This is a genomic window from Caballeronia sp. S22, assembly GCF_964261745.1.
GTDB lineage: Bacteria > Pseudomonadota > Gammaproteobacteria > Burkholderiales > Burkholderiaceae > Caballeronia > Caballeronia jiangsuensis.
In genome coordinates this window covers 1,384,842-1,398,720 of record NZ_OZ180039.1, presented here as the reverse complement: position 1 = coordinate 1,398,720, position 13,879 = coordinate 1,384,842, and the positions used below count along the sequence as shown (strand labels likewise).

At 63.2% G+C, this 13,879-nt stretch carries 12 protein-coding genes and 1 pseudogene; 4 read left to right on the top strand and 9 right to left on the bottom strand.

Annotated features, from left to right (window positions below):
- Positions 1–18: 18 nt before the first annotated feature.
- A complete protein-coding gene (locus ACEN42_RS37995; protein ID WP_371882681.1) occupies positions 19–1,146 on the bottom strand; it encodes a branched-chain amino acid ABC transporter substrate-binding protein in 1,128 nt (375 codons plus the stop codon).
- Between the two features lie 13 nt (positions 1,147–1,159).
- Positions 1,160–1,861, bottom strand: a complete 702-nt coding sequence (locus tag ACEN42_RS37990) for a hydrolase (protein WP_371882680.1) — start codon at positions 1,859–1,861, stop codon at positions 1,160–1,162.
- A gap of 243 nt (positions 1,862–2,104) precedes the next feature.
- Here ACEN42_RS37990 and ACEN42_RS37985 point away from each other — a divergent pair, with 243 nt between their 5' ends.
- Positions 2,105–2,857 (top strand): TetR/AcrR family transcriptional regulator, encoded by a 753-nt coding sequence (locus ACEN42_RS37985; RefSeq protein ID WP_035498086.1) that lies wholly within the window; start codon positions 2,105–2,107, stop codon positions 2,855–2,857.
- Between the two features lie 41 nt (positions 2,858–2,898).
- Here ACEN42_RS37985 and ACEN42_RS37980 read toward each other — a convergent pair whose 3' ends face one another.
- The 7 genes from ACEN42_RS37980 to ACEN42_RS37950 form a co-directional block, all read right to left on the bottom strand.
- The gene (locus ACEN42_RS37980; RefSeq protein WP_035498085.1) at positions 2,899–4,257 is read right to left on the bottom strand and encodes an MFS transporter; all 1,359 of its coding nucleotides are present in this window, start codon (positions 4,255–4,257) and stop codon (positions 2,899–2,901) included.
- Between the two features lie 89 nt (positions 4,258–4,346).
- Positions 4,347–5,870: an AMP-binding protein gene (locus tag ACEN42_RS37975; RefSeq protein ID WP_371882679.1), complete on the bottom strand. Its 1,524-nt coding sequence runs from the start codon at positions 5,868–5,870 to the stop codon at positions 4,347–4,349.
- Complete coding sequence (locus ACEN42_RS37970) at positions 5,863–6,426, bottom strand: (2Fe-2S)-binding protein (RefSeq protein WP_371882678.1); 564 nt, start codon at positions 6,424–6,426, stop codon at positions 5,863–5,865. Before ACEN42_RS37970 ends, ACEN42_RS37975 begins: the two co-directional genes overlap by 8 nt.
- Complete coding sequence (locus ACEN42_RS37965; protein ID WP_371882677.1) at positions 6,423–7,238, bottom strand: xanthine dehydrogenase family protein subunit M; 816 nt, start codon at positions 7,236–7,238, stop codon at positions 6,423–6,425. Before ACEN42_RS37965 ends, ACEN42_RS37970 begins: the two co-directional genes overlap by 4 nt.
- Positions 7,235–10,234 (bottom strand): molybdopterin cofactor-binding domain-containing protein, encoded by a 3,000-nt coding sequence (locus ACEN42_RS37960; protein ID WP_371883204.1) that lies wholly within the window; start codon positions 10,232–10,234, stop codon positions 7,235–7,237. The genes ACEN42_RS37965 and ACEN42_RS37960 overlap by 4 nt, the downstream gene beginning before the upstream one ends.
- 281 nt (positions 10,235–10,515) lie before the next feature.
- Positions 10,516–11,388: an AraC family transcriptional regulator gene (locus ACEN42_RS37955; protein ID WP_187603508.1), complete on the bottom strand. Its 873-nt coding sequence runs from the start codon at positions 11,386–11,388 to the stop codon at positions 10,516–10,518.
- 72 nt (positions 11,389–11,460) lie between these two features.
- Positions 11,461–12,267 (bottom strand): enoyl-CoA hydratase/isomerase family protein, encoded by an 807-nt coding sequence (locus ACEN42_RS37950; RefSeq protein WP_371882676.1) that lies wholly within the window; start codon positions 12,265–12,267, stop codon positions 11,461–11,463.
- A 179-nt stretch (positions 12,268–12,446) separates the two neighbouring features.
- On the opposite strand from ACEN42_RS37950, the gene ACEN42_RS37945 reads away from it, so the two are divergent.
- From ACEN42_RS37945 to ACEN42_RS37935, 3 genes and pseudogenes are all read left to right on the top strand, one after another.
- Complete coding sequence (locus tag ACEN42_RS37945; protein ID WP_371883203.1) at positions 12,447–12,815, top strand: ArsR/SmtB family transcription factor; 369 nt, start codon at positions 12,447–12,449, stop codon at positions 12,813–12,815.
- Positions 12,793–13,313 (top strand): annotated as a pseudogene (locus ACEN42_RS37940) (SRPBCC family protein). The gene ACEN42_RS37945 and the pseudogene ACEN42_RS37940 overlap by 23 nt, the downstream one beginning before the upstream one ends.
- 78 nt (positions 13,314–13,391) lie before the next feature.
- Positions 13,392–13,847 carry a RidA family protein gene (locus ACEN42_RS37935; RefSeq protein WP_371882675.1) on the top strand — a complete coding sequence of 152 codons (456 nt, stop codon included), beginning with the start codon at positions 13,392–13,394 and terminating at the stop codon, positions 13,845–13,847.
- The last annotated feature ends 32 nt before the right edge of the window (positions 13,848–13,879 follow it).

Below are 13,879 nucleotides of genomic sequence, written 5' to 3'. Positions count from 1 at the left end.
TCGGTATCCCTCCCGCGTTCAATCGACCGGCACGATCGATCCGCCTGCCGACCAGTACACCGTCATCGGCGCCTTGATCCATTCGCCGCGCTGATCGAACCGCACCTGACCGAACAGAGTATTGAAGGTCGTCTGATGCAGCGTCTTGTCGAGCGCTTCCGGCGACAGCGACTGCGCCGACGAGATCGCGTCGCCGATCATCATCGTCGCTGCATAGAACGACGGTCCCTTCTGATCCGGATTCACGCCGTAAGCGGCCTTGAAGCGCGTCTCGAAACGCTTTCCTTCCGGTAACGCGCCGAGCGGCGTGCCGCCCTGCGGACAGTACATTTTCTTGTCGAGCGCGCCATCCGCGAGGCGCGGAAATTCGCCGACGCACAGCCCGTCGCCGCCCATCAGTACGCCGCTGACCGCGAGATCGCGCATTTGCCGGGCGAGATAGGCGGCCTGACCGTAGTAGCCGCCGTAGAAGATGCCGTCCGGTTTCGCCGGCTTGATCTTCGACAGCACGGCCTTGAAGTCCACCGTGTGATCGGTCGAGTACTCGCGCGTCACGATGTCGATGCCGAGCTTCTTCGCCGTGGCGACGAACACATCCGCGACGCCCGAGCCATAAGCGGTGCGATCGTCGATCACGGCGACGCGCTTCAGATGTAGCGTATTGGCCGCGTAATCCGCCATCCTCGCGCCGAGGACGTTATCGTCGGTGGTGAGACGAAACACGTACGGATAGCCCGGAACGGTCAACGCCGGGTTCGACGCCGCGGGCGTGATCATGATCACTTTGGCGTCGTTGTAGATCTTCGACGCGGGAATCGTCACGCCCGAATTCCAGTGACCGATGACCGCAATCACCCCGCTGTCCACGAGTTTCTGCGCGGCGGTCACGCCGGCTTTCGGGTCCGACTCGTCGTCCACCGAAATGAGCTCGAACCTGAGCGGCTGGCCGCCGAGCGTCATATGTTGCGCGTTCAGGTCATCGATCGCCAGCCTGGCGCCGCGTTCGTTGTCCTTGCCGCTTGCGGCCTGCGAGCCCGTCAACGGTCCTGCCACTCCGATCTTCACGAGCGTGTCCGCATGGACGGCCGGCGCCGCGCACGCCACGCTCAGGCATAGAACGAAAGTCTTGATTGCTGGTATTTGCATGATCGTGCTCCTGTCACCGGTCGATGAGACGTTCCAGCACGCCGCGCACCGGTTCGAGCGTGGCGAATTCGTGATCCGGACGCGCCTGCCAGTCGCCCAGCCGCTCGTTGCCGCGATTGATCCACGCGACCCGGATGCCGAGCGGTTTCGCGCCGTCGATGTCCGCCCAGGTGCCGATCGAGCAATGGAAGATCTCGTCGGCATTCAGGCCGAGCGTCGCGAGCCCGGTCTTGAAGATCGTCTCGGAAGGCTTGTAGGCCCGCGCCATCTCAGCCGTCGTCACTTGCGGGAAGTAGCGCACGAGACGGCTGCGGTTCCATAGGTCCGTATCCATGTTCGTGATGGGCATCAGCGCGAAATGTTCACGGGCCCAGTCGAGGAAAACGACGGCGTCGTCGAAAGGCGGCGAGGACTCCACCAGATGCGTGAGCAGCAGTTCGGTCAGCACCGCCATGTCCCGGCCATCGGTGCATCCCTCCGCAAGCGCTTCCAGACAGCCCGTGAGCGCATGCTGCGCGACCACGCGATATCGCATATACGCGTGGCTTCGGTAGGTCTGGACCGCGCGCATGTCCCAGTCGAGATAGACATCGGCGGCGGACTTCGCTGGATCGAGAGAGAGCTGCTGGAGCACCGCTTCGATGCCGTGTATGCCTCCCGTCGTCACGTCTACGAGCGTGCCGAAGTAGTCGAAGGTAAGCGCCTTGGGCTTCATGGACCAATCCTTTATGTAGTATGACTAATCAAAATGAATGTCGCGCCGCTCGCATGAGCGTCACCCTCTCCGGACAGAAAGCGGGTACGCCCGCGATGTCCGTGCCGTCGATTTGCATTTACTGTACGCCGTACAATTAAATCGTGCAAGCGAGCGAATTGCCGGGTTTTCCCGCACTTGTCGCATGTCGCCACCGATTGCAGTAGAGTGACGCTCGATCGAACTCAAACTCGGGAAGTCACGTTGAGGAAAAAGGAAGAGGCAGCGCCGGAAAAGAAGCGACGGGGCCGCTCCGCGCGCGACCAGGGGCTTTCGCGGGAACGCGTCGTGGAGGCGGCGCTCGCGCTTATCGACGCAAAGGGTTATGCGAACTTCAGCCTGCGCGATGTGGCGCGGGAGCTCGGCGTCTATCCGACCGCCATCTACTGGTACGTCACGAGCCGCGACGAACTGCTGGTCGAAGTCATCACGCGCGCGCTAGGCGATCTCATTCCCGGGCCGCTTCCCGCCGGACGCTGGCGCGACTGGCTGAAAGAACTGTTTCATCGCTACCGTCGCGCGGTCGCGCGGCATCCGAACGTCGCGCCGCTGCTCGGTTCGCAGATCATCTCGAACGCGAGTATGAATCCCGTGATGGTCGAGGCCGTGCTTCGAACGCTGTTGTCCGCGGGCTTCAAATCGGAAGAACTGATTCACGTCTACAACACCGTGATCACCGCGATGGTCGGATTCGTCACGCTCGAATTCGCCGGCCACGGCGCCGATGAGCGCGACGAATGGGAGGACAGGCTGCGCGTGCGCTTCGAGGAGCTCGATCGCGATGAGTTTCCGCTGTTGACCGCGAACATGACGCGCATGTCGAATCAGGCGTTCATCGTGCGATGGAAGGGAGGAACGAATCGCGCGCTCGAACAGAGCTTCGATCGATATATCGATGTCGTACTGGATGGATTGCAGAGACAACTGGCGGGCGATGCCGATACGCAGAAGCAATGAACCCGACTGCCGCGCAATCCGCGGCAGTCGGGTCGAATCTTTCAGTCTTCTTCGTTCAGACGACCCATCGTTTCAGGCACGATGAACGCACCGATGAGGAACAGCACGCTGATCACGACGAGCGCGACTGCGAGCACGACCGGCAAATCGACGGGTGACTTCGCGACCACGGAAACCACCGTCGGCATGATGCCACCCACTGCAAAGCCCAGATTCCACGACAATCCCGTTCCTGACGCGCGTATCGAGGTGGGAAAGCGTTCGTTCAGGAATATGAGGATCGGCGCATAGCCTGCACTGCCGAGCGCGCTCAACACGATCGCATAGAAGCCGATGAGCCACACGCCGTCCGCATGCGGCATCGCGAGATAGAGCAGCGGAAAGCAGATCAGACGCGCGACGCCGAGCCAGATGAAGCTGCGCTTGCGGCCGATCAGCGTGCTCAGATGACCCGCCGCCGTCGATGCGATCACCACGGCGACGCTCGACCACATCAGAATCCATCCCGCGCTCGTCGCCGACGTATGCGTGACGACCTTGAGGAACGTCGGCAAGTATCCCGACGTCAGGTAATAGCCGCTGCCTCCGCCGACGGTCAGCAACAGGTTCACGAAAAGGATCGAGCGATATTTCTTCGAGAACAAGACGCGCAATGGCGAAGCGACCGGCCCTTCCTGCGCCGCGCCTTTCGCGCGCGCGGCCGCCTTCTTTCGTGCGGCGAGCTCGGCCCATAGCGGCGATTCCTCAAGCCTGTTGAAGACGAACACGCCGAGCACGGAACTCACGATGCCCGCGAAGAACATGCAGCGCCAGCCCCACACCTCGAACGCCGCGCCCGGAAAGATCGCGGTCGTCGCCAGATAGACGAGCGATGCGAGCAACGCGCCAAGTCCCGCGCCACCGCCGCCGACGAACCCGGACACCGCACCGCGCCACTTGAGACTGACCGTCTCCGTCCCGATCGTATGCGTCGATGCAACCACGCCTCCGACGAACACGCCCTGCACGAGACGCAGCAAGAGGAACAGCGCGGGCGCGACGATGCCTACCTGTGCAACGGTCGGCAACATGCCGAATGCGGCCGTCGAAACGCCAACGCCGACGACGGACACCACCATTGCGCGCTTGCGTCCGTGTTGATCGGCAAAGGAACCGAAGATCGCGGAGCCGAGCGGCCTCATCAACAACGTGACGGCGAACGATGCATAGACGGCCGCGAGCGAAAGCATCGGATTGGACGATGGAAAGAACAGATGCCCCACCACTGGTGCCACGAACAGCACGACGAACAGGTCGAACAGATCGAGCGCCCATCCGAGGCACGATGCCATGACGGCGACCGCCACCTGACTTCCCTTCACATCTTGCGCGACTTCATCGCGCCGGTATACTTCGTCCATTTCCGATCTCCATGTCCGATTTTAATTTGGATACCTATCTATATGATTTTTACGTCTCGCCTGCCTGAATGCCTCGCGACGGGCGTTTCCTATCGCTCCGGTTCGTATTCGCCGCTCGAAAGCTTGCGTCGCAGTATCTTTCCGACGGGCGATTTCGGTATCTGATCGACAAACACGTATTCACGCGGACGCTTGAAGTTCACGAGGTCCGAGGTGCGGCAAAACTCGTCGAGCGCGCGCTCGTCGACGTAATGTGACCGCTTGACGAACGCGACTACTTTCTGGCCCCAGCGCTCGTCCTTCACGCCCGCGACGGCCACTTCATCGACGGCGGGATGCAGCGACAATACCGATTCGATATCGACCGGCGATATGTTCTCGCCGCCGCTGATGATCATGTCGTCGACGCGGCCGGTGACGTAGAGATCGCCGTCCGCATCGAGATAGCCGGTATCGCCGGTGAAGTACCAGCCGTCGCGTAACGACTTCGTGTTCGCATCGGGACGGTTCCAATAGCCTTCGAAGGCTTCATCGCCAAGCAGTTCGACGATGATCTGGCCTTCCTCGCCGCGCGCTGCAAGCTGTCCGGGCGATGCAGCGTCGAGCTTCACGACGCGCAGGCGCGTGTTGAGGCCCGCGCGTCCCGCGCTGCCGGGCTTCTTCGTCGCGTCCTGATCGATGCTGAACGTGTACACCTCGGACGAGCCGTAATGATTCACGAATAGCTCGGGCTCGAACGCGGCCGAGCAGCGCTTGAGCAGGCCGTCGTTCATCGGCGCGCCCGCGAATCCCAGCTTCGTGACGGAACGCGTGCGTGCGCTCGAAAAGCCGGGCGCGGCGAGCAGATCGTGATATAGCGTCGGCACGAGATAGAGGCAGGTCAACGCATGCGTTTCGATCGAGTCGAGCGCGAGTTGCGCATTCCATCGCCGCACGCAGACGAAGAGTCCGTCGACGAGCGCCATCGCGAGCAGCGAGCGCACGCCCATCGTGTGATAGAGCGGCATCACGCCGAGCGTGCGTTCGCCGTGCCGATAGAGATTCTGCGCGACATGCGCGAGCGCGGCGGCTCGCTCATGCCGATGCCTGCGCGGTACGCCCTTGCCCATGCCGGTCGTGCCGGAGGTGTAGAGCATCACCGAGTAGTCGTCGGCCGACGCTTGCGTGGCAAGCTGCGCAGGCGCGCACGCTCGAAGCACATCGAACGCATGCGTCGCACCCTCGACGTCGTCGAGGCCGATGCGCGCGATATCCTGCGCCGCCGCGCTCTGCGTCACGGCTTGCGCGGAAACGCCTTCATAGACGATCGCGCGCGCGCCCGCATCGGTCACGCTGTAGTTGAGCTCCTCGGGCTTGATACGCCAGTTCAACGGCACGATGACGATGCCCGTGAACTGACACGCCCAATGCAGCGTCGCCATCTCCCAGCGATTTTGCAGCGCGACCAGCAGACGATCGCCGCGCGTCAGGCCGAGCGCCTGGAGACCTGTCCCGACCCTGGCGATTTCGTCGAACCATTGCGCGTAGGTGAGCGCGATATCGCCGTCGACGAGCGCGAGCGCATGCGGGCTGCGCTCCACCGATTGCATGAACGTGCGGCCGAGATCAAACATGGCTCGCCTCCTCTTCACGCGAATGCGTCTGACGCCGCTTCGCCACGTCGAGCACCGCCGCGACGATCGGCGTATAGCCCGTACATCGGCACAGGTGCCCGGACAACATCTCGCGCACCTCGTGCTCATCGGGATTCGGCACGCGCTGCAGGAAGTCCGTGCACGACATCAGGATGCCCGCCGTGCAAAAGCCGCACTGCAACGCATGATGACGCGCGAACGCTTCCTGAAGATCGCCGAGTGTCTGCGCCGACGCGGACAGTCCTTCCACGGTGTCGATGCGCCGTCCGTCCGCCTGCACCGCGAGCATGAGGCACGAACGCGCCGCGACGCCATCGACGAGCACCGTGCACGCGCCGCACACGCCATGCTCGCACCCGACATGCGTGCCGGTCGCGCCAAGCTCATGGCGCAGGAAATCGGACAGCAGCTCGCGTGTTTCGCATGCGCCGCGACGCGTGACGCCATTGAGCTCCAGCGTCACGGCGCATGACGTGTCTTCTGCAAGCGCGAAGCGCAATGCATCGCCGGAACCTGCGTGTTGGGTCTTTCTCACTTCGCCTCCTGTATGACTTGCCATCCGAGCTGGCGCACGAGATGACGTCGATATGACGCGCTGACATTCGCGTCGTCGCGCGCGCCGAGCTTCCAACTTAAATCGTTCAGTGCGCCGCGCAGATCGTCGCCTTCGAGACGCGGCAGGCACTCGAGCACGGGCCTGTCGGCGACGCCGCCCACGCCGATGCGGATCGAATCGTCCGTGACGAGGGCCGCGCACGAGACCAGCGCGAAATCGCCATGACGCGCCGAGAATTCCGTGAAGCCGAAGCGTTGCCCAGGCTTCTTCAGCGGAAAACGCACGGACTCGACGAGTTCATCCGGCTCGCGCGCGGTCATCAGCATGCCTTGAAAGAAATCGGCCGCGCTCAACGTGCGCTTGCGCTTCGCGGAACGTAGCGTGACGTCGCCGCCGAGCGTGAGCAGCGCGAGCGGCAGTTCCGCGCTCGGATCCGCATGCGCGATGGAGCCGCATACGGTGCCGCGATTTCTGATCTGAAAATGCGAAATAAGGGGGAACGTCATGCGCAAAAGTGGCACTTCATCGTCGAGCGTCTTGCGCCATTCGACGCTGCCTTGCGTCGCCGCCGCGCCCACGACGAGATGTCCCGACTCCACGCGCACCGTGTTCAGTTCCGCGGTGCGCGAAATGTCGATGAGCCAGCGCGGCTGCGCCAGCCGCATGTTGAGCACGGCCATGAGCGACTGGCCGCCCGCGAGCACGCGCGCATCGGCGCCGGCCTGCGCAAGCGCGTCGAGCGCGTGGCGCGTATCCTGCGCGCGCAGATAGGCAAACGGCGCGGGCTTCATGACGACGTCCGCAGTTTCGCGAGCATGCGTCCGAGCCACGATGCATTCGTGCGCACGGCCTCGCCCGATGCCTGTCTGCCAAGCGATTCGAAGAGTTGCCGCAATACCACCTGCGCCGCGCCTTCGAGCATGCGTGCGCCGACCGCCGCGACCTTGCCCGACACCTGCGCTTCGTAGTCGTACGCGAGCAGCGTGCCTTTCGCGGTCGGCTCCAGCCTGACGAGGCCTTCGCCCTGCGCGCTGCCGAGCGGCGATATGCCCGCGCCCGCGAGACGCAGGCTACGCGGTGCATCGATGTCGGAGAGACCGATCTTCGCCTCGAAGCGCGCCTTGATCATGCCGACGCCGACCGTCACATCGGCGCGATACTGATTCGGTCCGATGGTCTCCAGCGCATGACAGCCCGGCACGACCTTCGCGAGCGCCTCGGGGTTCATCAAGACCGCGAAGATGGCCTCGGGCGTCGCTTCGAGTTCGACGGTGCCCTGCGCGGTGAGCGCCTTGCCGCCGCCGCTCACCGGCTTCTTCGCCGGCGCGGCCTCGCGATACTCGGGCCGCGACGGCGGCGGATCGTCGATGCCGATCATCGCCATGACCTTCGCCGGCGTGAGCGGCAGGCGAATGTCCGCCACGCCGAGCGCATCGGCCACTGCATTCGCGATGCAGGGCGGCGTGCTCATGTTGTTGCCTTCGCCGAGTCCCTTCGCGCCGAGCGGCGTAAATGGCGAAGGCGTTTCCAGATGGACGATGACTGGATCGGGTACCTCGCATGTCGTCGGCATCAGATAGTCGGCGAGCGTGCCCGACTGAAAGCTGCCGTCCGCGCCATAACGAAACTCTTCCATCAGCGCCGCGCCCAGGCCCTGCGCGAACGCGCCGCGAATCTGGCCATCCGCGAGCGCGGGATTGAGCAGCGTGCCCGCGTCGTGCGCCGTCACATAGCGGTCGATACGCACGCGCCCCGTCGCGCGATCGATCTCGACGCCGCACATGTCGAACGCGAAGCCGTAGCACGCGGACGTGTTGATGCGATCCTCGTCATCGGGCGGGGTCATGTTGGGCGGATTCCAGAACACGGTTTCGCGCAGCCCCGGCTCCTCGCCTTCGGGCAGGAGAGCGGGCGACCAATGCGGCGCGTTGCTCGCGGCGCGCGCGAACGGCAACGCTTTCTCGGGCGCCTGCCGCATGTACACGCGTCCGCCTTCGAAACACACGTCCTGCTCCGTGCAAGAAAACTGCTTCGCGAGAATGCGCGCGAGCTTGTCCTTCACGCGCGTCGCGGCGAGATGAACCGTGCCCGCGACCGCACCGGCGAACCGGCTCGAATAGTTGCCGGCCGCGACGGACCACGCGTCCTTCTGCGTATCGAATTCGACGTTCACGACGATATCCGCCGGATCGAGACCGAGCACATCCGCGACGACCTGCGCGCACACCGTCATATGCCCTTGCCCCGCCGGCGTCGATGCAATGGTGACGATCACGCCACCCATCAGATCGACGCTCACGGTCGCGCTCGCGATCGCACCGCTCTTCGGGCCGGCCTTGCGGCGCGCTTCGGCGGGCATGACCGTCGTGATGTAACCCATGTTCGATACGGACGGCTCGACGATCGCCGCGAAACCGATGCCATACAGGCGCCCTTCGCTGCGCGCGATCTCGCGGCGCGTCTTCAGTTCGTCATGGCCGCCCTGCGCCAACGCACGCCGCAGCGCTTCCTGATAGTTGCCCGAATCGAGCAACGCGCCCGCTGCCGCGCGATACGGAAACGCATCGGCCCTGACGAAGTTGCGGCGATAGACATCGAGCACATCGAGCTTCAGTTCCTCCGCGATGCGCTGAATCAGGCGCTCCAGCGAGAAATACACCTGCGGTCCGCCGAAGCCGCGCACGAGTCCGGTCGGCGTCTTCGTCGTCAGCGCGACGCGATTGCGCACGAGCAGGTTCGCAATGTCGTATGCGCCCGTCAGACATCCATGCATGCGATAGAACGTGGCGGGCTCCGGCGCGCGCAGATAACCGCCGCAATCCTCGATCTGATCGTAGGACAGCGCCGTGATGCGCCCGTCGCGTTCGACGGCGGCCTCAAGGGTCGCCAAGCGCGCGGTCGCGGAGGTCGCCGCGCTCAGATGTTCGAGGCGGTCTTCGACCCACTTCACCGGCGCGCCGCATTTTCTCGACGCGAGGCACATGAGCACGACATACGGAAACACCGCCTGCTTCACGCCGAAGCTTCCGCCCGAATCGCGCGGCGCCTTGTGACGCAGACGATTGGCGGGCACTTTAAGCGCCATCGACATGACCGCGTGCAGCGAGAACGGCCCCATGAAATTCGAGGTCACGTCATAGCCTTCGTTGCCCGGCAGGCATTCCGCGATCACGACGCCGCATTCGATCGGCGCACACGTGTTGCGCGGATAGTGCGTCGTGATCGACACGCGATGCGGCGCGTTCTCGAACGCCGCTTCCGGCTCGCCATAACGAAAGCTGCGGTCGCTGACCACGTTGCTGCCGATCTTCTCGTGAAGCACCGGCGCATCGTCGGCGATGGCCGCTTCGATCGATACCACCGGCGGCAGCGGCGCATAGTCCACCTTGACGAGATCGAGCCCGTCCTCGGCGATGGCGCGCGTCTCGCCGATCACCACCGCCACCGGATCGCCGCTATAGCGCGCGCGATCCATCGCGAGCGCCCAGTGCTCCATCGGCGACTTCACGCCGACGACGAACGGCTGCGACCATGCGCGCACATCGTCGCGCGTGAGCACGGCGCGAATGCCCTTGTGCGCGAGCGCGGCGCTCACGTCGATGCTTCTGATCTCCGCATGCGCATAAGGCGAGCGGAGCACGGCGGCGTGCAGCGTGCCTGTCTTGATGGCGATATCGTCGCCGTAGCGGCCGCGGCCCGTGAGAATCGCGGGGTCTTCCAGGCGTTGCATCGGTCGGCCCACGAACGGGCGAGTCGACGCTTGCGCTTCGTCGCGATCGGAAGCGATCGTGGGCGTCTTGCGTTCCTTCAGGGCGATGTCGGTATCGGTGTCGCTCACACGTGTCTCCTGCATGGCTGTGCGCGATGTTCAGTAAGAGCGTGTCTCGCACTTGCGGCGAGACACATCGCATCGTCGATTCAATGTACTGCCCGACTGCGCAAAATCGCTTACCAAGCGGTCGGGCGAATTACCTTACAGTCCGATGCTTTTTCGCCAAGCAAGCCTTGGTGACAGACGCGACAGTTCAACGCACGCGTGAGATCGCGTGCGCGGGGAGGTGTCTACGCTCAGATCTGTACTTGCCTGGAATCCGCTTCGTACAACTGCACCACACGGCGATACTCGCTCGGCGTGATACCCAGGTTCTGCTTGAAGAAGCGCGTGAAATGCGCGGGCGCCGAAAATCCCAGATCGTATGAGATGTCCGTCAGCGAATGCGCGCCCGCGGATAAATCGTTGATCGCCGTTTCCATGCGCAGCACGTTCAGATACACGTTGGGCGTCACGCCCGTGACGCGATGAAACAACGCGAAGAAATGCGCGCGCGACAGCCCGCAATGTTCCGCCAGCCGATTCATGTCCGGTTCCGCACCCGTGTTCTCGCGCAGATACGCGATAGCCTTGCGGATGCGCGGATCGTTCGGACGCCGGCCCGCCAACTCCATCTGCCGCGACGACTCGTGCCAGCTTCGGCTCGGATCGATCACCGAGAGCATCAGTTCGAAGAGCAGCCCTTCCAGACGCCCGGCGGCGACGCTGTCCGCCCACCACATCTCCATCGCGAGCTCTTCGGCGCGCTTCTTCGCATGGTTCGACATGCGTACGCACGACTGCGGAAAGAAGCGCGGATGACCGCCGCTCACGAGCGGATGCTGAATGGCGGTCAGCCAGTCCGGCTCGATATACATCGCGAGAATCACCGTGCGCTGCTCGGCATGTTCGATATGACGATATGCGTGCGGCTCCCACGGATTGATCAGCACCGCGGTGTCGCCGGTCAGCGGCTGGAGTTCATCGTGAACGGCGAAGAACGTGTCCGGTCCTGCCGCCTTGATCAGAAGATGGCAGTGATGATGCGCGTGCTGAATGAGCGGCGCATCCATGTCGAGCAGCGCCACTCGTCCAAAACGTCCCTGATAGATCTTGATCGCACTAGACACTCGTTTTGCCTCACTCCATGCCGCTGCCGCTTTGCGCGGCTTATTTTCGGTCGAGTTTAAACCCGCTCCGGTTCAGGAGCCCTTGAACGCGGCCCTGCGTTTTTCATGAAACGATTCCACGCCCTCGCGGAAGTCGTCGGAACTGCGCAAGCGACTGTAGTTGAGCCCTTCCAGTTCGATGGCCACCGACAGCGGCGCATCTTCCGTGTCGTTCAGAAGCTTCTTCGCGGTGCGCTGCGCGAGCGGCGAGAACGCGAGCAGTTCGCGCACGAGCGAATCCGTGGCGCTCTCCAGTTCGGCATCGGCGACGAACTCCGTTGCGATACCCCATTCATAAGCCTGCGATCCCGTGATGCGGCGCGAGCGCATCACGATGTCCTTCGTGCGGCCGATGCCCACCATCTTCTGCAGGCGCGCGGAGCCTCCCGAGCCGGGAATCTGCCCGAGCTTCTGTTCGGGTAGCGCGTAGAGCGTCGTTTCTGTTGCGATGCGGAAATCGCAGGCAAGCGACAACTCGAAGCCGACGCCGAAGCAATAGCCGCGATTCGCCGCGATGACCGGTTTGCTGCAACGCGCCGGCGACGCGATATTCCACGCGAGTTTCGCCACATGCTCGGGCGATGCCTCGATGAAGCCCTTGATATCGCCGCCGCTGGAAAAATGCTCGCCCTTGGCGCGCACGACGATCACCCGTACGGCGTCGTTGGCGTCGAGGGCTTCGAACGTCAGACGCAATTGCTCGCGCTGATGCATCGACACGATGTTGAACGGCGGCCGGTCCAGAACGATGTCGGCGCGCGAATCGGCGGAATTGAATTCGACGTGAAAGCCGTCGAGTTCAGCGAGCAGCGAATGAGCTGGGTGAGCGAGCTGGGTCATGAATTGTCCTTCGATGAGCGATGCCTGAACGAGATCCGTTGCTTAAGCCACGGTTCAAGTATCCGCGCCTCGCTGACATCCTGCTTACCCCTGATTCCGGCGAGTTACCCATGAGTCTGATTTTGCGCCACGAAAGCGTCCGCTTGCCTGCCTTCGACATACATGCAATACTGAACCATATGGCTCAGTATTCTGAAAGAACCCGAATCGACGCTTCGTTCGCCGCGTTGGCCGATCCCACCCGGCGCGGCGTGCTGGAGCAGTTGATGCGCGCCGATGCGTCCGTCACCGACCTCGCCGAGCGGTTTCACATGACCCTGACCGGTATGAGGAAACACATCGGGATACTGGAGCAGGCGGAACTCGTCACCACGGAGAAGGTGGGGCGCGTGCGGACCTGCAGGCTGGGCTCGCGCCGCCTCGAGGAAGAGTCGGCCTGGATCGAGAACTACCGTCAGACGTGGGCCGCGCGCTTCGACGCGCTGGACACCGTCATCGAGGAACTCAAACGCAAGGAGAAACGCGATGGTCGCAAGCAGAGAGAATGAGCCCGGCGGCGCGAACAACCGTACTACGACGGAGCGAAAGTCCGATCGCGAGATGGTCATCACGCGAATGTTCGACGCGCCGCCGCGGCTCGTGTTCGAAGCGTGGACCACGCCCGAGTTGTTCAGGCAGTGGTGGGTGCCGAAGTCGAGCGGCGCGACACTGCTTTCTTGCGAACAGGATGTCCGTGTCGGCGGCGGCTATCGTCTGGAGTTTGCCATCCCAGGGCGGCGGCGCCCATGGCGTTCTTCGGCAGATACCTCGAAGTCGTGCCGAATGCCCGCCTCGTCTGGACCAACGAGGAAAGCGAGGACGGCGCCGTTACGACCGTGACCTTCGAGGAGAAGGATGGCAAGACGCTGCTGGTGATGCGCGAACTCTATCCGTCGAAGGAAGCACTCGACATCGCCATCGAAGGAATGGATGAGGCGATGCCCGAGACGTTCGAGCAGCTGGATCAATTCCTGATTGCCCGTGGCGCGGGGGTGGAACGGAGCTGAAGTAGTCGTTCGTACCGCTGCGTCGAACGGAATCGACCGAGTTACTCTATGGTTCCATCACATCACTCTGAGCCGAACATGAACGTATCCGAACGCCTTGCACAAGCGGGCCTCGAATTGCCGCCACCCATCGACCCGCTCGGCTCCTATCGAACGGTTTCCATCTCGGGGAGTCAACTCTATGCCTCCGGTCTCGGGCCGTTCGAGAATGGCAAGCCGATCGTCGGAATAGTCGGCGGCGATGTGTCTCTGGAAAGGGCTCAGCACGCTGCACGTCTGACGATGCTCATGATCCTGGCGTGCGTCGATCAGGCATGCGGGCTCGACAACGTCGACAGATGCAGCCGACTGACCGTCTACGTGCGCGCCGATCAGTCGTTCACCCAGCATCCGCAGGTAGCCAATGGCGCCAGTGACCTCTTGCTGACATTGTTTGGGCAAGACAAGCTTCCTGCTCGAAGCGCGCTGGGGGTGTACACGTTGCCGATGGGCATTCCGGTCGAGATCGACAGCATCTTCGAATTGAAGCGATAAAGATGCGCCGATTCACGCGATACCCCGCCCGC

What these genes read in the sequence shown, in the direction of transcription:
- ACEN42_RS37995 (WP_371882681.1), bottom strand. Translation starts at nt 1,146, where the DNA reads ATGCAAATACCAGCAATCAAGACTTTCGTTCTATGCCTGAGCGTGGCG.
- ACEN42_RS37990 (WP_371882680.1), bottom strand. Translation starts at nt 1,861, where the DNA reads ATGAAGCCCAAGGCGCTTACCTTCGACTACTTCGGCACGCTCGTAGAC.
- ACEN42_RS37980 (WP_035498085.1), bottom strand. Translation starts at nt 4,257, where the DNA reads ATGGACGAAGTATACCGGCGCGATGAAGTCGCGCAAGATGTGAAGGGA.
- ACEN42_RS37975 (WP_371882679.1), bottom strand. Translation starts at nt 5,870, where the DNA reads ATGTTTGATCTCGGCCGCACGTTCATGCAATCGGTGGAGCGCAGCCCG.
- ACEN42_RS37965 (WP_371882677.1), bottom strand. Translation starts at nt 7,238, where the DNA reads ATGAAGCCCGCGCCGTTTGCCTATCTGCGCGCGCAGGATACGCGCCAC.
- ACEN42_RS37950 (WP_371882676.1), bottom strand. Translation starts at nt 12,267, where the DNA reads ATGACCCAGCTCGCTCACCCAGCTCATTCGCTGCTCGCTGAACTCGAC.
- ACEN42_RS37945 (WP_371883203.1), top strand. Translation starts at nt 12,447, where the DNA reads ATGGCTCAGTATTCTGAAAGAACCCGAATCGACGCTTCGTTCGCCGCG.
- ACEN42_RS37935 (WP_371882675.1), top strand. Translation starts at nt 13,392, where the DNA reads ATGAACGTATCCGAACGCCTTGCACAAGCGGGCCTCGAATTGCCGCCA.